Origin of the sequence: Alteromonas stellipolaris (assembly GCF_001562115.1) — a bacterium.
In the GTDB taxonomy this organism is placed as follows: domain Bacteria; phylum Pseudomonadota; class Gammaproteobacteria; order Enterobacterales; family Alteromonadaceae; genus Alteromonas; species Alteromonas stellipolaris.
Map to the genome: position 1 here is coordinate 4,618,391 of NZ_CP013926.1, position 21,161 is coordinate 4,639,551.

The following is a 21,161-nucleotide window of genomic DNA, read 5'->3' on the forward strand; positions in this document are numbered from 1 at the left end:
CAGTCTCCACTATGACAAAAAAGCCCATTGAGGTGCAACGCATTCCACCCCAATAGGCCATATATCATCTAAGCGTACGCTTTATTTAAAAGGTGTAACGCGCACCCAATGCATAACGCGCTCCTAATTCATCTAGTTGCCACAGCATAGCGCTGGTTCTTCCGTGTCGACGAATATTTTCATCGGTAATGTTTATTCCTTCAAACGATACGGTCAATGCTTCAGACACTTCATACGACATACTAAAATCAATTTGCGAGTATGCTTCTGTATAGCCTGGCTCATTCACATATTGAGACGTGGTATCTAAGAACTTATCACGCCAGTTATAGGCAATACGTGCTTGAAGTGCATCCATTTCATACATGAATATCAAGTTGGCGGTATCACTCAAGCCGACTAACGCAAACTGGGTAATACTTGGGTTTGCATTATTATCAAACCCGATGTCACCGGTAACCGTTGTATAGTTCGCTTGAATACCAAAACCGGTATCGCCGAAGAAGTGTTGTGCAGCCAGCTCAAATCCGTAAATATTGGCATTTTTGTTATTTACAGGCTTCGAATTGATGAAAGTCATCAATGGATCGTCACCATTTGGAATAATGTCGTATTCTGCTTCGAACTGTTCATCGGTCATAGAGTCGTAATCGACGCCATTTTCCATTGCAGCAACCATGTTAAATAACGAGGTATCGCTGATAGGAATACCGCGCGCTTCAAGCTCGTCCATAGCAGCTTGTGCACGAGGGCCTGCGGTAGCATCAGTTAGGCCAAAAATATTCTCTTCAACCTGCTCGTTACCAATAAAGTTTTTAACGCGTTTATCGTAAAAACCTACCGATACGTAACTGGTTTCATCAAAGTAGTATTCCAGTGACAAGTCTACGTTGTCAGATTCAAGAGGTATAAGGGCCGGGTTACCAGAACTTGCCGTTGCCGTTGGGCCATCGCTAAGAAGGGTGGGGCTACTTGGCGTACCAACGGTAGAAGCTGCACTTAAGTTGTTATAAGTCGGTCTGGCGATGGTTTTGCTATATGAGAAACGTGCAATCACATTTTCCATTACTTCAATATCGAAATCTAACGCAGGAAGGAAGTGATCATAACTTGAATCAACTTCCACATCTTCCATGTCGCTACCGAAACGAACGTTAAAGTCGTTGTTACCTTCCCATGCAATCCCGCTAGGCAAACTGATATTCGCAATAGAAGTAACATCTGTATTTTCGTAACGAATACCGGTCAATAGGTTGTATTCCATACCATTGAGCTCACCGGATAAATCGAGCTCGAAATAAACCGACGTAATATCTTCTTCAATGGTACGGTTAGTTGCAAATGGGTTATTGGCAAGTAAATCGAAACCATACTCGTCAGCGGCGAAAGCACCAATTTCAGCCACGCTTCCGGTGAAACCTTGTGAAAACATACCTGTGGTGTTGAAATCGCTAAACTCACTGGCTAAATCGAGCGGCGTTAGTGAACCTGCTGGTAATTCGCCTGGATTTTCAATACCCCAATTGCCCATGGTATGACGAGTAAGTGATTGTAGTGAAGTACTTTCCATGGCGCGAGATTCAATACCGAAGTTAATACTTCCGGTATCCATAGCGTAACTACCGTCAATGCGAGCTTGAGTAATTTCGGTTTCTTGTGAAGCAAAGTTCATATCAAGAATTGATGTTCCCACATCGTCTTGATCCAGTACGCCATTTCCGTTTAAATTTGTACGAGAAACATCGTCGAAATCGACAATCATGATGGGAAAATCACCGGAGAAATCGACACCTTGTCCGCGGACAACATTCGCACCAAGACCAAGGTTTGTCCATGTACCATAAGGCGAGTCTGGTCGACCTTCTGCTGTAGAGTTATGCAAGTCGAAATGCAGCGTTAAATCATCAGTAGCAAAATATTTGACGTTAAAACCTACCGATTTATTTTCGTTAACCTGATTAAGCTCTTGTAACGCTAGGCCTAAATCTCGAGGCAATAAATCTCTGCGCTCTTGGGTGATAAGTACGGGGGTTTTAACCGTATTGTCATCGAAAGTTAAGTTTGTAAAGTAACGGTCGTCCATCCAAATTGACTGTTCCGCACGAGCTTCATATAAGTCTTGCTTTGAATACGTATAGTCTAAGGTAGCCACTAGGTCATCACTAGGCGCATACTGAAAAGTAAGCTGGGCGTTGGTACGCTCTCGCTCTCTATCTGCCATGTAATAACGTAAATCTGAAGGGATACCAAATAGCTGCCCCATAGCTGGGGCATTATTTAAAACGATAGGGTCGCCACTATCGGGATTTGCTGGATCGGGTGATTGTGGCACAGTGCCGTCAAATGGGTTTACGCGCCATTCGTTTACGAATGCGCCCTGAGCTGCACTGTCACGCTGTTGATAAGAGCCAGTAAAGGTCACGCCGAATTTTCTATCGTCGTCTAAGTAATTAATAAAACCAGACAACTCTGGAGTGACATCGTCACCTACGCGGTTTGTGGTGTCATGCAATGCTTTTGCGCCGACACTGGCCATGATGCCAGTTTCAGAGGCATCAAATGGTCTTGCGGTACGAATATTTACCGAGGCACCAATACCACCAGTCGCTATACTTGCACGCCCAGTTTTATAAACCTCAACAGCGCGGACACTTTCAGAGGCTAAATCAGAAAAGTTAAATGCACGGGAATTACCAACGCTACCACCATTAGGTAATGCTGCGCCTGGCATCGTTCTGCCATTTAGCGTCACCATGTTGAAATCTGGCCCGAAACCACGTGCTGTAATTTGGCTACCTTCACCATTATTTCGGCTTATCGATATACCGGTAATACGTTGAAGGGATTCTGCCAAGTTTGTATCAGGAAACTTGCCAATGTCTTCAGCGGAAATAGCATCAACAACACCCGCTGAATCACGCTTAATGCCCATCGATTCTTGAACACTGCTTCGAATTCCAGATACTTGAATGACTTCTATATTGTCATTTTCGCTAGCTTCCTGTGCTTGTACTGGGAACATCAGGCCTGTTCCCAATATTAAAGACAGACTAGTAGCGATTTTAGATTTGTATAGCTTGTTATGTGTCACTGTCTTTCTCTCTTATGTTGTGCTGAGTGATGAGCGCTTCCCAAGAAAGGGCTTTCTCAGGTTTATCAACGAAACACCCGCAAGAGAAAGCGCTTTCTCAAAGCTAAGTCATCCTAGACTAAAGATCAACATTTTTTTCACACAAAGTTCACAACGAAAAGCCAGCTTTAAATCGAACACCTAGTTACATTAATATTTATTATTTAAAATCATAATCTTGAGTTATCCCCTAGAATATTATTAATTGACTAATCTAGGCCAAATGTAAACGGGCACTTTCTAACGTAAAGATAAAATATAACAACTTTACAAAGAAAGCGCTTTCTCAAAATGTTGAGTTCATGCTATAAACAAAATAGGTGAAGTCATCCATCGCGCTTATTTCTCACGCTTTCCAACCTTCACCTCGCTACATTATTGAGAATTGTAATAGGATCCTAAGAAATGATGAAAGACATAGAGCTACCCAAAACAAGCCCCATGCTAGATAAACAATTTACGTTTGGAACAGCGACTTCTTCTTTTCAAATAGAGGGGGATGCTGAAAACCGAATGGAGAGTATTTGGGATGTTTTTTGTCGTACCCCTGGGGCAGTAGCCGATAATTCTGATGGCGTGGTAGCGTGTGAACACATCCTTAGATGGCGTGATGATGTCGAAATGCTTAAACAGCTTGGCGTAGATGCGTATCGCTTTTCTATATCTTGGCCACGAGTAATGAATCAGGATGGAGAACTGAACAGAAAGGGCGTTTCTTTTTATATTCAATTACTTGATGTGTTAATTGAAGCGAACATAAAGCCTTTTGTTACCCTTTATCATTGGGACTTACCACAGTATTTAGAAGATAAAGGCGGGTGGCTATATCGTCAAACCGCGTACGATTTTGCAAACTATGCAGACAAAATTACCGCTGCCTTTGGTGAGCGAGTTTATTCCTATGCCACCTTTAATGAACCCTTTTGCTCTGCATATTTAGGCTACGAAATTGGTGTTCATGCCCCTGGACGAAAAGGAAGAAAGCGGGGTAGAGCGGCCGCACATCACATTTTACTTGCCCACGGATTAGGCATGCAAGTTCTAAGAAAGAATGCTCCTCATGCTTTGAACGGCATCGTTTTAAATTTTACACCATGCTACAGCGCATCAGATTCAGAGGCCGACAAACTTGCTACAGAAATGGCAGATCAATATATTAATCAATGGTATATGCAACCTGTAATGGAAGGTAGTTACCCCTATGTTATTGATGCATTAGCAGATAATGATAAACCTCCTATTGAATCAGGCGATATGGAAATTATCTGTCAGCCTTTAGATTTTCTTGGTATTAATTTCTACACCCGACTTCACTACTCTGCCCCCATTAAAGCTGAAAACCTATTCCACGAGCACGCCCATCAAGCACCCATGACAGATATCGGTTGGGAAATTTACCCTGAAGCCTTACGCGAACTACTCGTTTCTTTGAATAAGCGCTATAAACTACCTCCTGTGTACATTACTGAAAACGGGGCTGCCATGGCAGATGTCGTTGAAGATGGTATGGTAGATGATGAGGGTAGAATCGACTATTACACGGGTCACTTAAACGCGGTTAACGAGGCAATGGAATCTGGCGTCGAAGTGAGTGGTTACTTCGCGTGGAGCCTCATGGATAACTTCGAATGGGCTGAGGGCTATGAAAAACGATTCGGGCTTGTATATGTTGATTTTGATACACAAGAACGTACTTTTAAGAATAGCGCGAAGGCTTACCAACGTTTATTAGCTAGTCGTAAATAACAAAAATAAAAGGAATACGCTGTGGATCATTCGTTAAGTGTAAGGGAAAAGATTGGTTATGGGTTGGGTGATGCAGCGGCTAATCTAGTTTGGCGTGGTGCCCTTGCATACTTAGCGGTGTTCTACACCGATACCTTTGGGTTAACGGCGGCTGCGGCCGCTATGCTTTTTTTGGTGGTACGCCTTACTGATGGTGTCACCGACATTATCATGGGAATGATTGCTGATAGAACACAAACTAAACTGGGTAAATTTCGGCCTTGGATATTAGGTTCTACCCCATTTCTAGGCTTATTTATGGTGCTGTGTTTCACCACCCCTGATTTTTCTTACTCAAATAAGCTTATCTATGCCTACCTAACCTATATAGGCCTAACGCTAGCTTACACGGTGAATAACGTACCTTATTCCGCATTAATGGGCGTGATGACAAGTGATGATAGGGAACGCACCAGTTTATCTGGCTTTCGATTTGCTGGGGCGTTTATGGGCGGCCTGCTAGTTATGGGTTGTTTACCGATGCTGGTTGAATTTTTCGGAGAAGGCAATACCGCAAAGGGGTATCAATATGCCATGTATCTTTTTGCTACTCTGTTGGTCGCACTCATGTTCACAACGGTAGCGACCACTAAAGAAAGGGTGCCAGTCGTGCAAAACGACGGAGCAAGCTTACTTCAAGAGCTAAAGGATTTGTCTCGTCAATTACCACTCATTCTATTTCCACTGTCAGCCATAACGGCCTTTTTCTATTATCGAAATTGGCCAAGTGGTATCGCTTTCGTTGTCGTTATTTCTGTAACCTCTTTCTTCATTAAGCGCCTTGTTAACCGACCTGAAACGCAAAATAGCCGTTCACAACAAGACATCATTGATTTGCTTACCAATAAGCCATGGGTCATTTTGTTAGGTATGGGCTTCCTTACTATGATGTTTAACGGCATTAAGTACGGTGTCATTGCCTATTACTTCAAGTATTACGTTGGAGATGAATTGCTCACTGGATACTATTTTATCGCCTTATTGGTGGTCTCGATATTGGGCGCATTGGCGACGCCATCGCTGTCGCGTTATATGGGCCGGAAAAAGCTATTTGTTATCTCGTTATTGGCCAGCAGCGCTCTGACATGTGCGATTTACTTTGTGCCACAAGGATCTGTGACGGGCATATTTGTATTAGGCTGTGGTGCGGAATTTTTCGCTGCGATAATGCCAACCTTATTCTTTTCCATGTTGGGCGACTCTGCAGACTATAACGAATGGCGCACAGGCCGACGAGCAACAGGCTTAATATACTCGGCAGGGTCTTTCGTACAGAAAACTGGTGGGGGCTTTGCGGGCGCATTAGTACTGTTAGTGCTAGGCAGTTATGGCTATGACGGCATGCAAGTTGACTCTATTACGCAAACCCTTCCAGGTATGCAAGCATTGATGAGCTGGATACCTGCCTGTTTCGGTATAGCCGGCGCACTCCTTATTATGTTTTATCCGCTTACCGATGCGCGCCAGCAAGAAGTGACAGAGACTTTACTCAAGCGTCGTAGCGCAACTGCCTGAATAACGGCATAATGCTTTATGTAATGCGAACACTGCATTAATGAGCATCAAAACTAAGTTGGGGGAAGTGATACGTGGCAACAATCTATGAAGTAGCTGATAAGGCAGGGGTCTCGTTGTCGACGGTATCTCGGGTATTGAACGGTAAAACTACTGTAAATCCCACCTTAAAAGCCAAGGTAGAAGAAGCCATGCTAGCGCTAAACTACCGCCCCAACTCTATCGCCCGTTCACTGGCCACCAGCCGCTCAGATAGTGTTGGCATTCTAGTTTCAGAACTAAACTCGCCATTTTTTGGTGACTTGATGCAAGCTGTAGAGCTAACGCTAAGGGCCGCTGATAAGCACGTTATTATTACGGTAGGACACAATAATTTAGAAACCGAACAAGATGCCGTCGAGTTTTTAATTGGCCGTAATTGCGATGCTATCATCATGCACGCTGAAGCCATGAGTGATGAGTATTTAAAAACACTTAATGCTTCTCGCCTCCCAATTTCTTTAGTTAACCGCCAAGTTAATGGCGTGGGTGAAGGGTGTATTGTGTTAGACAATGAAAAAGGCGGCTATTTAGCTACTCAACACCTAATTAGCCTAGGCCATAAAAGTATTGCCTATATATCGGGGCCTTCTGATAAATGCGACGCCAATCAACGATTAGCCGGTCATAAACGCGCGCTCAAAGAAGCAGGTATAGCCTTTACACCGAACTTAGTGTTTGAAGGGGATTACACTGAAGAAGATGGTAAAGCTGGTCTATTGGAGCTGCTGTCAGGAGATTCGCCTTTTTCAGCGCTGGTATGTGCTAATGATTGGATGGCTTCAGGTGCAATGAGCTGCGCTAGAGATTTAGGAATGAACCTGCCACAAGATTTGTCTATTGTAGGTTTTGATGATGCTGTTTTTGCTCACCATGTATTCCCACGCCTCACCACGGTTAGCAACCCTATCTCCGACATGGCTGCAATGTCAGCACGTCATATTTTAAATGTGGTTTATGGCTACAAAGATGAAGTGCAAACATTGTTTCAACCTTCGTTGATTGTACGAGAGTCAACTATGGCGTATGAGGCCTAGGTTTTTCTTCTAAGCTCTCTCTATTATGAGATCCCTATAAAGGGCTCGGAATAGGTGTCTTTTTAAGCGCGCATAAGCACACATGAACAAAGCGAAACTGCGCTATTGCACTGTTTCTATTTACGATAAACTGCTTTGCACATGTTTCATGTGAAACCTCTAGTGTTCTTTCGGAGCGACTTATATGCGTTTAACTATTACCCTTTATTTCTTTCTAAGTTGTTTAAATGCTGTTGCTGCTGAGGCATTAACCTCAACGGTACAACCGCATATCTTTGTCAAAGCTCAGAGTAACAAATCTCATAATAGCAAAGCTCAGCCCTTGCTAGAAGCTGAAGAAAAGGTAAATAGGGTGCTTGATTCACTACACCAATTTGCTTCCGATGCAAACTTCGATGATTATTTTTCACTGTATAGCGACAATGCCGTTTTCATTGGAACAGATGCGAATGAGATATGGACCATTAATGCCTTTAAAGCATACGCACAACCTCATTTTTCAAAAGGGCGGGGTTGGACATATACACCCCATTCAAGGCATATATATTTTTCTAATAATCGCGACGTAGCGTGGTTCGATGAACTTCTAGACAATGATAGTTTAGGGGTAACACGTGGAACTGGAGTATTGGTACTTGTGAACAACGAGTGGAAAGTAAGCCAATACCACTTAACCATTCCCATTCCGAATGCGCTAGCCGATAGCGTCGCAGAGCAAATTAAATCACACAGAAAAAAGGGCCAATAAAGGCCCTTTTTTTTTGGTTAACAGCTAACGCTATGACTGAGTTAGCGGCTGAATCTCGAGTTCTACGCGGCGGTTCATCGACCTATTAGCAGCAGTATCGTTTGGCACTTTAGGTTGATACTCACCCATACCTACTGTAGTGATACGTGTAGAGTTAACGCTGTAGTTCAATAGTACGTTTCTAACCGCACCTGCACGGCGCTCAGACAACCCTTGGTTATATTGTTCCGAGCCTGTGTCATCAGTGTGACCTTTTATCATCAGCACTGTTTTTTCGTAGTTGTTTACTACTTTCGCAACATCTTGAAGGACTGGATTAAAGTTGGGGCTGATAGAAGAACTGTCTGTAGCAAAAGTTATATCGCCAGGCATGATCAAACGTAAGTTATCACCTTCTCGAACCACTTGAACGCCGGTATCAGATAATTCACTTCGAAGCGCTTCTTCTTGCTTGTCCATGTAACCGCCAATCGCGCCACCTGCAATTGCACCTACTGCCGCACCCCAAGCGTAACGACTTTTGTCATTATCTCCCGTTGCCTTACCTAACAATGCGCCTACAACAGCTCCAATGGCTGCGCCTTTTTGAGAGTTTGAAGGATCATTAGCACAGCCGGCAACGGCTAAAGATGCCGCAATTAAAGTAATTCCTATTTTCTTTTTCATAACATCCTCGGTACGTCGTTATTAATTATTACGGTGAAGGCGAGCTTACGCTTACTTTTAAGCTTTCCACTTGCACACTCGCGTCACTTCTATCTTTACTGCTATTAAATTATCGCCTCATTACATTATGCAATAATTGTTGAGCAATATTTATTAAACACTGTTAAGCAGGAAGTGCAGCAATATGTATTCCACATTCATCAATTGGCTTGAGTGTAACCAATAAACAAAAAACGTTAAGGGCATTATAGAGGAAGTAAACTGAACGTAAGCTAAACGGCTGCCTGTAGTGCTAGCCGTGGGATGCCTTACTTCGACAAGTAATATTTTGATAAACGCGTAAATACGAGCTGTCTGCGCCCGCCGTTTAATTAATGTTGAGATATATAACGCGAAAATCTTTGTAAAGGGTACAGACCAACGCAACGTTCTTACTTAGTCGCATTTCTACGACGGTGTGTGCCTATCCCAATGCTGAACTTATACCGAATATATACACTGTATTGTATTTAACGCGCTTACCCAATAGACACCGAGCGTTCGAAAAAGGCGTTCACATCAATTTTATAATCAGAAGCAATAGCCGCTTTTGAAACCTTAACGGTTTTTTCCGACGCTAAGTCGATATCTTTTGGTTCCAAGAAATGTGCATTTCTTACAGAATAAAATACCTTAACTTTAGGCGCTAATGGGGAATCTGTTTGCTCTAAAACCATGGCAAGTCGTTCGTTCGACAGGAGTACTAGGCTTCCTACCGGATAGATCCCCATACATTTAATAAATTGTTGAACCAATGGTAAATCTAATCGAGACGGCGCATCACTGAGTAAAATAGAAAACGCTTTTTGGCTCGACATGCCAGATTTGTAAACTCTATCTGCAGTTAGGGCATCGTACATATCCGCAATAGCCAACATGCGGCCTTCACGGCTTATATTTTCACCTTTAGTGCCCATAGGGTACCCTAAACCATCTAAGCGCTCATGATGCTCGCTGATAGTTCTAATTAAGGCCTTGTCTAAGTCGGTTTCATTCAAATAATCGACACCATGTTTAACATGCCCTTTCATAATGTCCATTTCATCATCGGTTAAACGGCCAGGTTTGTGCAGAATCTCATCTGGTATTTGAATTTTACCCAGATCATGAAGAAAGCCTGAATAGGAGAGATCTTGAACTTCACTTTCAGACATCCCTAAATGACGCCCAAAGTTAGCCAGTAAAATGGCCACATTCAAAGAGTGTTCGAGTAGGTAATCGTCCTTTTCACGAATTTTCGTCAGGCACAATAACGCATCGGGGTTGCGGTCTACTGAAGAAACCAACTTTGCTGAAAATTCTTTCGGAATACTGCTATCAAAAGGCTGTGCTTTTTTAACACTGTTAAGCAGCTGCTTTTGGATGCGCTTACCTTGCACGTGCAACTTAGTTGCGCGGGTCAATTCGTTTTCAAGGCTTACCTTAGGCACTTTCTCTTCTATTTTTTTGCTTACCGGCGCTTCTTTTTTAGGTGCAGGTTCACCTGAAGATACACTAAATGCTTTATCAGTATCGACAACAAGGGTTAGCACGCCTTTCTTTTTAAGAGCATCAGCAATAGCCTGCGAGGTAACTCGTCCTTGGCTTTTAACTGAAAGTTGACCCTTTTGCTCCAGGATCTGATGAACAAACATCCCTGGCTTCAAGTCCTTTATTGTAATTTTTTTGAGCATTATGAGTGAAATACCACTTTAAAAAACGCCACACCTACTGTGTGATAATTTATGCCAAACATAAGTTCATATAATTACTTCTCTAGCTCTGCCAATAAAGTATATAAACTTGGTTTCCAACCATAAACTTTCATGTTCACTCTATGGTTTTTAACTACAATCCCTTCCGATACAAGCAATGATCGCTGCTCTTCTGCTAGCTCAGATCCTGCCGGAAACGCTATTTTTCCATCGGACCTTATAACTCGATGCCATCGAGTAGTCGCATCAGAGTCTTTTAAGCACTTTCCTACAAGTCTAGCCTTACCGGGCAAGCCTGCAAGGTCAGCTAACTGCCCATAGCTGACTACGTAACCACTTGGTACAATTGAAAGCGTTTTTAGTATTTTGGATTGTATCGCTACATTAACCATAATGCATATTATCCATTCTAACTATTTTTAACGGTTTAAAAACAGGGATTTTTTCGAAATACGACTATGAGAGCTAAATGTAAACAGTGCAATTACCCTATAAACACCTGTATTTGTGATGCGGTATCTTTGGTTATAATACCAATCAAGATTATTGTAATTCAACACGTTAAAGAGTCTGCCAATGCTAAAAATACGGCGAGACTAATAAAGCTTTGCGCTAATGATGTGGAAATAATTACCACCGATAGTATTAGCGAAATGGAATTATTAGCTTCAAGATGCAGTGTTCAATCGAAAGCACTTTTATACCCTAGTGAACGCAGTATTGCACTTGAGTCACAACGAGAGCACATTGCTTCAGCGCTTCAAACTCTATTAGTCATAGACGGTAGCTGGAAGCAAGCTTATGCTGTGTTACAACAATTTCCATGGTTATCGTCTATACCGAGCTTTCATTTCGAGCACGCCCCCTCTACACAATATAGAATAAGGCATACTCGAATTCGTGAAGGGTTATCAACTCTTGAAGCAACGGCCTATTCATTAAACACACTATATAATATTGATACTCAGCCTTTCATAAAGTTACAAGAGGCCATGCAAGATAATTGGAGAGGGCCAAAATCCCACCAGCGAGAGACCTAACCCCTAGGCATCCATTGGAATAAACCCTTTTTGGTCCTTAATCAGTGTTATCCAGTTTCTTATCGCGGGGTAAGCAGCAAGATCGAAGCCTCCCTCGTGTGCAACATGGGTATAGGCAAATAGTGAGATATCTGCCAGCGAAACATGATTACCTAGCAAAAACGGGGTTTGGCTAAGTTGTTTGTCCATTACTTCAAGCGCTCTGTAGCCGCCAGCTTGCTTCGCCTCATATTCTGCTTTTTTATCTTCAGGTAATCCAAGGTAAAGGTTGATATAGCGCGCGACCGCAATATAGGGTTCGTGACTGTATTGCTCGAAGAATTGCCATTGTAATAAAGTGGCAAAAGTAAAGGGTGAGGTGGGGATGAACGTAGAGCCCGATGCTAAATAATGCATTATGGCGTTAGACTCAGACAACACACGTCCATCATCTAGCTCTAGAATAGGAATTTTACCGTTAGGGGACTTAGCTAGGAAGGCATCTGTTCGGCACTCTCCTTTAAGAATATCGACATCAATCCACTCACATGCCTTCCCAAGTAATGCCAGCAAAAGCTGCAATTTATAGCAATTACCAGATCGCTTATCACCGTAAATTAGCATGTCACTCTCCTTTTGAAATTTACTTACCCTATAAGCTACCCGTAGTAGAAGTATTCTACAAATAGAAAGACAAACCAAGAAGTTGGTAAAGGCATCATGCACATAAGCAATCTAAGCTTTTGGGATTTGCTCAAAATTTTACGTAACGTTTCTTTATTGGTTTCTATCGACTCTATTTTCTTACTTAGCGTTGACGTTTCGCCGCTATTTGCCTGCTGACGAATTAACTGAGTAATTTCGCTTTCATGCTCTGTCATCATGATGTTTGACACGGTACGCATTCGTTTAGCCACTATTATCATGGGTAAAAACAAATACGCTGAAATTAAACCGGCGTAAACGGTGAGAATCACAATGTCGAAGAAAGGGACAGGTTTGTTGATCCAAAAAATCGGTGTTAACGCAAATCCACTAACCGCAATTAAGGTATTCGACAGGGCCATGTTGAATATTTCACGCAGCGAATTCAGCTCTTTTATAGAATCAGAATGTTCTGTTGATGCCAGCTTCTGCAAATAATGAGTGTTGCTAAATACCTGTAAAATAAAGAGCGTTAACAATAACCAAAAAGGGATGGATGTGAGTGCGATAACAAGCACTTCTGGCTCATCTATCCGTGTCACAAGCCCTTCTGATAATAAATAAGCCACGGGCATGATCACCCCAACCGAGGTTGACCACATGAGGTGTTTAGCGAACTGCCTACTTAACACACCGCGATGATGATTATACTGACTTAATTTTTCTAAGCTTACTAACGCTGCAATTAACGTACTTGCCGCATTCTTATGCACATTTCTAATCGTAAGCCAAAAAAATCCAGAAAGCAGCGTAGTGCCTAGCGCCGTATTAAAATCTCGTTGATGGTCATCATCGAGAACAGGCCATGTTAATGCACCGGTCCAATTATGTATAAGTAGCAAAATTAATACTAAGAAGAGTGGGTACGCCCATACACTTACTACATTGCGGTTACTCTCGTAAGCACTGAACTTCATCGTATTTTTAATCGCTAATTTTAATCAATAGGAAAGGGGACGTTTGCGTTTACTGAACGCTGAACTTTGAATTATACGGGTATAGGAAGAGCAAACCAAATTTAAAAAGTACTTAAATATCGTCATCTAAGACTGGCTGTAAAGCTGACGAACTAAATCAACGTTTCAACCATTGACACCAGTCCCCACGACACGGGAACTAATACCACCGCAGCTATTGTTTTTAGTTTATCACTGCTGTTGCATACTTCACTGGGTGCACGAACCACTTTTGGCTGCCTATCATCGCGGTTGTGATTGTTCGTAACACTTTGACCTTGGTTTAAGGTACGAGTTTTCTGCTGCTTTAAAATCAATTTTAATTTCAACAAGGGCGTGAATGTATATGCCACAATTAACAGTGACATACTTACCACCGCTATCACTTCCAAAGGTGACACTACAACGTTAAACCAAAATATTGGCAGAACGGTTAATAGGCCTAAGGCAAATAGGGCATTAGTCAGAGAAAGCTTGGTAATTACGCTAAAAGACGCCCAATAGTCAGAGGACTTATTGGTTCCTGGAAGTACCTGTCTTAGCAGGTAGGTCACATTCGATCTTACTTGAAACAAAAATAAGGAAGTGAGAAGGCTAAAAGTAACAAATGATGCAATGTATGAAATGCCTTTGATGTTATAGCTTTCATTACTAACATCGCCTAGAAATGCTAATACAGCCATGAACATAGATGAAATTATCAATGAGTTTACAATTTGGTGATGAAACGCTTTCGTTAGCTTTTGCCTGTGTACTGAAAACTGACCGAGCTGATTTTTTTTTACCAATAAAGAAATTAAACTGCTGGCTACGTTTTGATGAATGTAACGAAAGCTAAACCAAAAATACCCAATAAATAACGAAATACTTACCGCAGAATTAAAGCTTCGCTGTGCAACCATATCGCCTGAATCCGGCCAGTAAAAGGCACCCGAGTACATATTCAATAGCGGTATCGCTAATAAAACTAATAAAGGAAATAATCCAATAAACTGTTGCGGTTTACTAGTTGGGGGAGCTATTTTCATAAAACCATCGTATCTACTAACGAAAGGATACGGACAGACTGCTTTTATATTACTACTAATTAGTCACAATCTGCGTAGACAATCATTATATTCAGCAATCCTTATGTTAATCGATTGGCGTTTTTATTTACACTGTTTATCCATCTATTTAAATAAAAAAACCCGCCAAAAGGCGGGTTTTTATGAACAGCTATTAGATTACTTGCGTAACTTCTGAATAAGGCGAAGTTGTGCGATAGCTTCAGACAGCTCTTGAGCTGCTTCTGCGTAATCAAAGTCTGCGCCTGGGTTGGCGATGTGCTCTTCAGCACGTCGTTTGGCTTCTTCTGCTGCTTGCTCGTCAAGATCTTCTGCACGAACCGCAGTATCAGCCAGTACGGTGACATTACCAGGCTGTACTTCTAGTACACCACCAGCAACGTAAATAATTTCTTCTTCACCGAACTGCTTAACCAAACGCACCATACCAGGTTTAATAGCAGAGATAAGTGGCGCGTGACCTGGGTGTATACCTAGTTCACCTTCGCTACCTGTCACTTGGATCGTTTCGACAAGACCAGAAAAAATTTCTTTTTCTGCGCTTACTACGTCCAAATGTACTGTCATTGCTGCCATAGAACCTCCTGATTAGGTACGTTAGCACATTAATAGGCTGACAGAGTCAGCCACATAATTATGCTTTATTGGCTTTCTCTTGCGCTTCTTCGATAGAACCAACCATGTAGAAGGCTTGTTCTGGTAGAGAGTCATATTCACCTTCCAGGATACCTTTAAAGCCACTGATAGTGTCTTTAAGCGATACATATTTACCTGGAGAGCCAGTGAATACTTCTGCTACGAAGAAAGGCTGAGAAAGGAAGCGCTGAATTTTACGAGCACGTGATACCACTTGCTTGTCTTCTTCAGACAACTCGTCCATACCTAGGATGGCAATGATGTCTTTCAACTCTTTGTAACGCTGAAGTACAGTTTGTACGCCACGTGCTACGTCGTAGTGCTCTTGACCGATAACTAATGGGTCAAGCTGACGTGAAGTTGAATCTAGTGGGTCTACCGCAGGGTAGATACCAAGAGACGCGATATCACGAGAAAGTACAACTGTTGCGTCTAAGTGAGCAAAGGTGGTTGCCGGAGATGGATCCGTCAAGTCATCCGCAGGTACGTATACCGCTTGGATTGACGTGATTGAACCTGTCTTCGTTGACGTAATACGTTCTTGAAGTACACCCATCTCTTCTGCAAGTGTAGGCTGGTAACCTACCGCAGACGGCATACGACCTAGAAGAGCAGATACTTCTGTTCCAGCTAGGGTATAACGGTAGATGTTATCTACGAAGAAAAGTACGTCACGACCTTCGTCACGGAACTTCTCAGCCATAGTAAGACCTGTCAAAGCAACACGTAAACGGTTACCAGGAGGCTCATTCATTTGGCCGTAAACCAACGATACTTTATCAAGTACGTTAGAGTCGTTCATTTCATGGTAGAAATCGTTACCTTCACGAGTACGCTCACCAACACCAGCGAATACAGAGAAACCACTGTGTTCGATTGCGATGTTACGGATAAGCTCCATCATGTTTACAGTTTTACCTACACCAGCACCACCGAATAGACCAACTTTACCACCCTTAGCGAATGGGCAAACCAAGTCGATTACTTTGATACCAGTTTCTAGTAATTCTACTGAGCTAGACTGATCTTCGTAGCTAGGCGCTGCACGGTGAATAGACATACGGTCTTCTTCGCCAATTGGGCCTGCTTCGTCGATTGGGTTACCCAATACGTCCATGATACGGCCAAGTGTAGCTGTACCCACTGGAACCATAATAGGGTTTTCAGTGTTCTCTACAGCCAAACCGCGCTGTAAGCCATCAGTAGAACCTAGGGCGATAGAGCGAACTACACCGCCACCTAATTGTTGTTGCACTTCTAGGGTTAACCCAGACAAGCCACCTTCGGTAACTCGTAGTGCGTCATAAACTCTTGGTACCGCAGTTTGTGGAAACTCAATGTCCACAACGGCGCCAATGATTTGGACGACCTTACCTTGACTCATAATTTGTCCTCGTTATCTTTTAGAAACCTTTGCCTACACCGCTGCGGCACCGCTCACAATCTCACTAATTTCTTGTGTGATTGCAGCTTGACGCGCTTTGTTATATATCAGTTGTAACTCATCAATTAAGTCACCAGCATTGTCGGTTGCTGCCTTCATGGCAACCATTCGCGCAGCTTGTTCTGACGCCGCGTTTTCTACAACACCCTGATAAACCTGAGACTCAATGTAACGCACCATTAATGCTTCCAAAATTTCTTTTGGATCTGGTTCGTATATGTAGTCCCAACGATGCTTATATTCTTCGTCTTCAGACTTTGGCAAAGGCAATAACTGATTGATCACAGGCTTCTGTGTCATGGTGTTTACGAAGTCATTAAATACCAAGAAAACTCGGTCTAATTTGCCTTCGTCGTAAGCTTTAAGCATTACGCGTACAACACCTACTACATCGCTCACAGACGGCTTATCACCCAATCCAGATTCAGCGGCAAGCAAAGTGCCACCAAAACGGTTGAAGAATGAGCACGCTTTAGAACCTAATGCAGCGAAGTCCACTTCTACACCTTGGTCACGCCATTTTTTGACGTCCTGAGTGACAAGCTTAAATTCATTACTGTTTAAGCCACCACACAAGCCTCGGTCAGTAGAAATCACAATGTAGCCGACGCGCTTAACTTCACGCTCTTCCAAATAAGGATGGCGGAACTCAAGGTTACCGTTAGCAATGTGACCAATCACTTTTAGCATGTTTTGCGCATATGGACGGCCAGAGGCCATACGTTCTTGCGCCCGTTTCATTTTGGACGCAGCAACCATTTCCATTGCACTGGTAATCTTTTGAGTATTTTTAATACTCCCAATCTTACCTTTTATTTCTTTACCGCTGGCCATGACTATCTCTCCGATTACTCAACGTGAAGCCGATGGTGTTTACACATCATCGGCTGCATTGATTACCAAGTTTGTGTCGCTTTAAATTGTGTTAAAGCGTCAGCTAACTTAGCGGCGATTTCGTCGTTGAAGTTACCAGTTTCGTTGATAGTCTTCATAAGGTCAGCGTTTTCGCTGTTCATGTAAGAATGAAGAGCCGCTTCAAAATCTAAGATTTTGCCAAGCTCAACGTCCTTAAGGAAACCTTTTTCAACCGCGAACAATGATACGCCCATATCTGCAATAGACAGTGGTGCATATTGTTTCTGTTTCATTAGCTCTGTTACGCGCTCACCGTGCTCAAGTTGCTCACGGGTTGCATCATCAAGGTCAGATGCGAACTGCGAGAATGCCGCCAATTCACGATACTGAGCAAGTGCAAGACGAATACCACCGCCCAGCTTCTTGATGATTTTAGTTTGCGCAGCACCACCAACACGAGATACTGATACACCAGCGTTAACCGCTGGACGGATACCTGCGTTAAACAAGTCAGTTTCTAAGAAGATCTGACCATCTGTAATCGAGATTACGTTGGTAGGTACGAAAGCAGATACGTCACCAGCTTGCGTTTCGATAATTGGAAGCGCAGTTAATGAACCGGTTTTGCCTTTTACTTCACCGTTTGTGTAACGCTCAACGTATTGTTCGTTTACACGAGCAGCACGTTCTAGCAAACGAGAGTGAAGATAGAAAACGTCACCAGGGTAAGCTTCACGACCAGGAGGACGCTTAAGTAGCAATGAAATTTGACGGTAAGCAACAGCTTGCTTAGACAAATCATCATATACGATTAGCGCATCTTCACCGCGGTCACGGAAGTATTCACCCATAGTACAACCAGAGTATGGTGCAAGGTATTGCAATGCAGCAGACTCAGACGCAGAAGCAGCAACGATAATGGTGTGACCCAATGCGTCGTGCTCTTCAAGCTTACGTACCACGTTAGCGATAGTAGAAGCTTTTTGACCAACCGCCACGTACACACATTTAATGCCTGTACCTTTTTGGTTGATGATAGCGTCGATTGCCATTGCGGTTTTACCACACTGACGGTCGCCGATGATAAGTTCACGTTGACCACGACCAACTGGGATCATGGCATCAACTGACTTATAACCAGTTTGGATTGGCTGATCTACCGATTGACGCTCGATTACACCAGGTGCAATCTTTTCTACTGGCTCAAAGCCAGCTGCATCAATGGCGCCTTTACCGTCGATAGGCTCACCAAGTGTGTTTACAACACGACCTAGTAGGGCATTACCAACAGGTACTTCAAGAATACGGCCAGTAGATTGTACTTTTACGCCTTCCTGTAAGTCCGCATATGGACCCATTACAACCGCACCTACAGAGTCTCGCTCAAGGTTTAGTGCAATAGCGTAGCGGCTTCCAGGAAGCTCAATCATTTCACCTTGCATTACATCGGCAAGGCCATGAATGCGGATAATACCGTCAGTTACTGCGACGATAGTACCTTCATTGCGTGCTTCACTGCTTACATTGAACTGTTCAATTCTTTTCTTGATCAGTTCAGCAATTTCAGTGGAATTAAGTTGCATGCTCTTATCCCCGTTATGCTTGCAACGCGTCTGCTAGACGGTTCAATTTCGATTTTACGGAACCATCTATTACTGTATCGCCGGCTTTAATAACCATGCCAGCGATCAGGTCAGGATTCACGTTACAATTAAGCTTCACTTTACGTGCCAAACGTTTTTCCAACGATGCAACCAAATCGGTTTTTTGTGCATCGTTCAGCGCAGAGGCTGAAGTTACGTCTACTTCAATTTCTTTGTCGTAATCAGCTTTAAACGCATCAAACACATTTGAAATTTCAGGCAACGCGGCTAAACGTTTATTTTCAGCCAAAATCTTTACTAGATTTTGACCATGATCATCGAGTTGCTCACCACAAACATTGATGAAAATGCCAGCCAGCGTATCTGCAGCTACTGCTCCAGATAACAACTGATGCATATCATCGTTTTGTGCTACTGCACCTGCAAAGGTCAGCATTTCTTGCCACTTCGCAATGGCATTCTTCTCGACGGCGAAATCGAAAGCTGCTTTAGCGTAAGGACGAGCAACGGTTGTCAATTCAGACATGGCTCATCTCCCTCTTAAAGCTCAGCGACAAGTTTTTCAACAATGTCGTTTTGTGCGTTAGCATCAATTTCACGTTGTAAGATTTGCTGTGCGCCAGCTACTGCTAATGCAGACACTTGCTTGCGCAAATCTTCTTTGGCACGATTGCGTTCAGCTTCAATTTCGGTGTAGCCAGAAGCAATAATCTTCTCGCGTTCTGCATGGCCCTTCTGCGTTTCTTCGTCAACCAATTGGTTGGCGCGCTTTTTGGCTTGCTCGATAATGTCGGCTGCTTGCGCTTTCGCATCTTTCATTTGCTCAGTGGCTTTCGCTTGAGCAAGTTCTAAGTCTTTCTCTGCCCGTTCAGAAGCTTCAAGCCCATCGGCTATCTTCTTTTGACGTTCTTCAATCGCTGCCATCAGCGGTGGCCACACATATTTCATGCAGAACACCACGAACACAGCGAAGGCGATTAATTGACCAATAAAAGTGGCGTTAAAATTCACAATCGCCCCTCCTCTAAAAGTTCGCTAAAAAAGTGTGTAGTAAAATTAAGCACCAACAGCGAACAATAGGTATAGAGCGATACCAACACCGATCATCGCGATAGCGTCGATAAGACCTGCTACGATGAACATCTTCACTTGAAGTTGAGGTGCTAGTTCAGGTTGGCGAGCAGCAGATTCTAGGAATTTACCACCCAGCAGACCGAAACCAATAGCGGTACCAAGGGCACCAAGACCGATCAGTAGTGCAACTGCGATGTATAACATGTACGTCTCCGATTTAAGTTAAATTTAAAGTTAATGTTAAAAGTAGAACTCGGTTATTAACCGCGCCGGTCAATCCAGGTATTACCAACGCGGGTCAATGCTTACTAGTGGTCTTCACACGCCAAGCTTAAGTACACGATGGTGAGCATCATGAAAATAAACGCTTGTAGAGGGAGAACCAAAATATGGAATACGGCCCACATAAAGTGCAAAGGTAACTGGAAGTAACCAATAGTGGCTATCAAGATAAAGATTAGCTCACTGGCGTATAAGTTACCGAATAAACGCAGAGCTAATGAAAGCGGGCGTGCAAGTAAGGTAACTGATTCCAGAATAAAGTTTACTGGGATGAATACAGGGTGACCGAACGGTTGCATAGTAAGTTCTTTTGCAAAACCGCTGATGCCCTTCATTTTAATAGAGTAGAAAAGAATTAGGATGAACACACCAGACGCTAAAGCAAACGTCAGGTTAAGGTCGGTAGTAGGGACAGCCTTCATATAAACATCATGAGGGTCCATACCGAACGCGTGCTGACCAACAAGGCCTGCAACCCAAGGAATAAGGTCAACTGGCACTAAATCCATCAGGTTCATCAATAAAACCCAAACAAAAATAGTTAGTGCAAGTGGTGCAATTAGCGCACTTCTTCCATGGAAGGTACTTTTTACGTTGTCGTCAACGAACTCAATAACCAATTCCACAAACGCCTGCATTTTACCAGGAACGCCTGTAGTGGCTTTTGAAGCTACGCTTCTAAAAACAACAAGAAATAGTATGCCAAGGCCAATTGACCAGGCTAGTGTGTCGACATGCCACGCCCAAAAACCTGCATCAGAGCATGCTTTGTTAAAAGCAATTCCGTTGTCGGTTGAGCACATGGTGGCATTGGTCAAGTGGTGCTTGATATATTCTGAGGTAGTGTATTCAGATGCCATTGTTTA

Annotated in this window: 20 protein-coding genes; 5 read left to right on the forward strand and 15 right to left on the reverse strand. The window is 43.0% G+C overall.

Annotated elements, in window-relative coordinates; genetic code table 11:
* Positions 1–85 precede the first annotated feature (85 nt).
* On the reverse strand, positions 86–3,022 hold the full coding sequence (locus AVL57_RS19585) for a TonB-dependent receptor (protein ID WP_376738710.1): 2,937 nt from the start codon (positions 3,020–3,022) through the stop codon (positions 86–88).
* A gap of 516 nt (positions 3,023–3,538) precedes the next feature.
* Here AVL57_RS19585 and AVL57_RS19590 point away from each other — a divergent pair.
* The 4 genes from AVL57_RS19590 (at position 3,539) to AVL57_RS19605 (ending at position 8,254) form a co-directional block, all read left to right on the forward strand.
* Positions 3,539–4,876 (forward strand): GH1 family beta-glucosidase, encoded by a 1,338-nt coding sequence (locus tag AVL57_RS19590; RefSeq protein WP_057796498.1) that lies wholly within the window; start codon positions 3,539–3,541, stop codon positions 4,874–4,876.
* 21 nt (positions 4,877–4,897) lie between these two features.
* Positions 4,898–6,430 (forward strand): MFS transporter, encoded by a 1,533-nt coding sequence (locus tag AVL57_RS19595; RefSeq protein WP_057795083.1) that lies wholly within the window; start codon positions 4,898–4,900, stop codon positions 6,428–6,430.
* A 74-nt stretch (positions 6,431–6,504) separates the two neighbouring features.
* Complete coding sequence (locus AVL57_RS19600) at positions 6,505–7,506, forward strand: LacI family DNA-binding transcriptional regulator (protein ID WP_057795082.1); 1,002 nt, start codon at positions 6,505–6,507, stop codon at positions 7,504–7,506.
* A 184-nt stretch (positions 7,507–7,690) separates the two neighbouring features.
* Positions 7,691–8,254 carry a nuclear transport factor 2 family protein gene (locus tag AVL57_RS19605; RefSeq protein ID WP_057795079.1) on the forward strand — a complete coding sequence of 188 codons (564 nt, stop codon included), beginning with the start codon at positions 7,691–7,693 and terminating at the stop codon, positions 8,252–8,254.
* A gap of 30 nt (positions 8,255–8,284) precedes the next feature.
* Here AVL57_RS19605 and AVL57_RS19610 read toward each other — a convergent pair whose 3' ends face one another.
* The 3 genes from AVL57_RS19610 to AVL57_RS19620 all read right to left on the reverse strand — a co-directional run bounded on the left by AVL57_RS19610 (position 8,285) and on the right by AVL57_RS19620 (position 11,045).
* Complete coding sequence (locus tag AVL57_RS19610) at positions 8,285–8,920, reverse strand: YiaD family glycine zipper/OmpA-like lipoprotein (protein ID WP_057795078.1); 636 nt, start codon at positions 8,918–8,920, stop codon at positions 8,285–8,287.
* A 518-nt stretch (positions 8,921–9,438) separates the two neighbouring features.
* Positions 9,439–10,632: a cyclic di-GMP phosphodiesterase gene (locus AVL57_RS19615; protein WP_057795076.1), complete on the reverse strand. Its 1,194-nt coding sequence runs from the start codon at positions 10,630–10,632 to the stop codon at positions 9,439–9,441.
* 74 nt (positions 10,633–10,706) lie between these two features.
* Positions 10,707–11,045: an MGMT family protein gene (locus AVL57_RS19620; protein ID WP_057795074.1), complete on the reverse strand. Its 339-nt coding sequence runs from the start codon at positions 11,043–11,045 to the stop codon at positions 10,707–10,709.
* 66 nt (positions 11,046–11,111) lie between these two features.
* Here AVL57_RS19620 and AVL57_RS19625 point away from each other — a divergent pair, with 66 nt between their 5' ends.
* A complete protein-coding gene (locus AVL57_RS19625; RefSeq protein WP_057795073.1) occupies positions 11,112–11,693 on the forward strand; it encodes a DTW domain-containing protein in 582 nt (193 codons plus the stop codon).
* 3 nt (positions 11,694–11,696) lie between these two features.
* Here the strand turns inward: AVL57_RS19625 and AVL57_RS19630 are convergent, their stop codons facing one another.
* From AVL57_RS19630 to atpB, 11 genes are all read right to left on the reverse strand, one after another.
* Positions 11,697–12,296 (reverse strand): glutathione S-transferase family protein, encoded by a 600-nt coding sequence (locus tag AVL57_RS19630; protein WP_057795071.1) that lies wholly within the window; start codon positions 12,294–12,296, stop codon positions 11,697–11,699.
* Between the two features lie 35 nt (positions 12,297–12,331).
* Positions 12,332–13,294 (reverse strand): hypothetical protein, encoded by a 963-nt coding sequence (locus AVL57_RS19635; RefSeq protein ID WP_057795069.1) that lies wholly within the window; start codon positions 13,292–13,294, stop codon positions 12,332–12,334.
* 152 nt (positions 13,295–13,446) lie between these two features.
* Positions 13,447–14,361: a hypothetical protein gene (locus AVL57_RS19640; RefSeq protein ID WP_057795067.1), complete on the reverse strand. Its 915-nt coding sequence runs from the start codon at positions 14,359–14,361 to the stop codon at positions 13,447–13,449.
* Positions 14,362–14,559: 198 nt separating this feature from the next.
* Positions 14,560–14,976, reverse strand: coding sequence for a F0F1 ATP synthase subunit epsilon (locus tag AVL57_RS19645; protein WP_057795065.1), 417 nt, complete (start codon positions 14,974–14,976; stop codon positions 14,560–14,562).
* A gap of 58 nt (positions 14,977–15,034) precedes the next feature.
* Complete coding sequence (gene atpD / locus AVL57_RS19650; protein ID WP_013786810.1) at positions 15,035–16,420, reverse strand: F0F1 ATP synthase subunit beta; 1,386 nt, start codon at positions 16,418–16,420, stop codon at positions 15,035–15,037.
* Between the two features lie 33 nt (positions 16,421–16,453).
* Positions 16,454–17,314, reverse strand: coding sequence for a F0F1 ATP synthase subunit gamma (gene atpG, locus AVL57_RS19655; RefSeq protein ID WP_057795063.1), 861 nt, complete (start codon positions 17,312–17,314; stop codon positions 16,454–16,456).
* 62 nt (positions 17,315–17,376) lie between these two features.
* A complete protein-coding gene (gene atpA / locus AVL57_RS19660; protein ID WP_057795061.1) occupies positions 17,377–18,918 on the reverse strand; it encodes a F0F1 ATP synthase subunit alpha in 1,542 nt (513 codons plus the stop codon).
* 13 nt (positions 18,919–18,931) lie between these two features.
* On the reverse strand, positions 18,932–19,465 hold the full coding sequence (gene atpH / locus AVL57_RS19665; RefSeq protein WP_057795059.1) for a F0F1 ATP synthase subunit delta: 534 nt from the start codon (positions 19,463–19,465) through the stop codon (positions 18,932–18,934).
* Positions 19,466–19,479: 14 nt separating this feature from the next.
* The gene (atpF, locus tag AVL57_RS19670; RefSeq protein WP_057795057.1) at positions 19,480–19,950 is read right to left on the reverse strand and encodes a F0F1 ATP synthase subunit B; all 471 of its coding nucleotides are present in this window, start codon (positions 19,948–19,950) and stop codon (positions 19,480–19,482) included.
* Positions 19,951–19,995: 45 nt separating this feature from the next.
* The gene (atpE, locus tag AVL57_RS19675; protein ID WP_012520222.1) at positions 19,996–20,217 is read right to left on the reverse strand and encodes a F0F1 ATP synthase subunit C; all 222 of its coding nucleotides are present in this window, start codon (positions 20,215–20,217) and stop codon (positions 19,996–19,998) included.
* A 104-nt stretch (positions 20,218–20,321) separates the two neighbouring features.
* Complete coding sequence (gene atpB, locus AVL57_RS19680; protein WP_057795055.1) at positions 20,322–21,155, reverse strand: F0F1 ATP synthase subunit A; 834 nt, start codon at positions 21,153–21,155, stop codon at positions 20,322–20,324.
* Positions 21,156–21,161 lie beyond the last annotated feature (6 nt).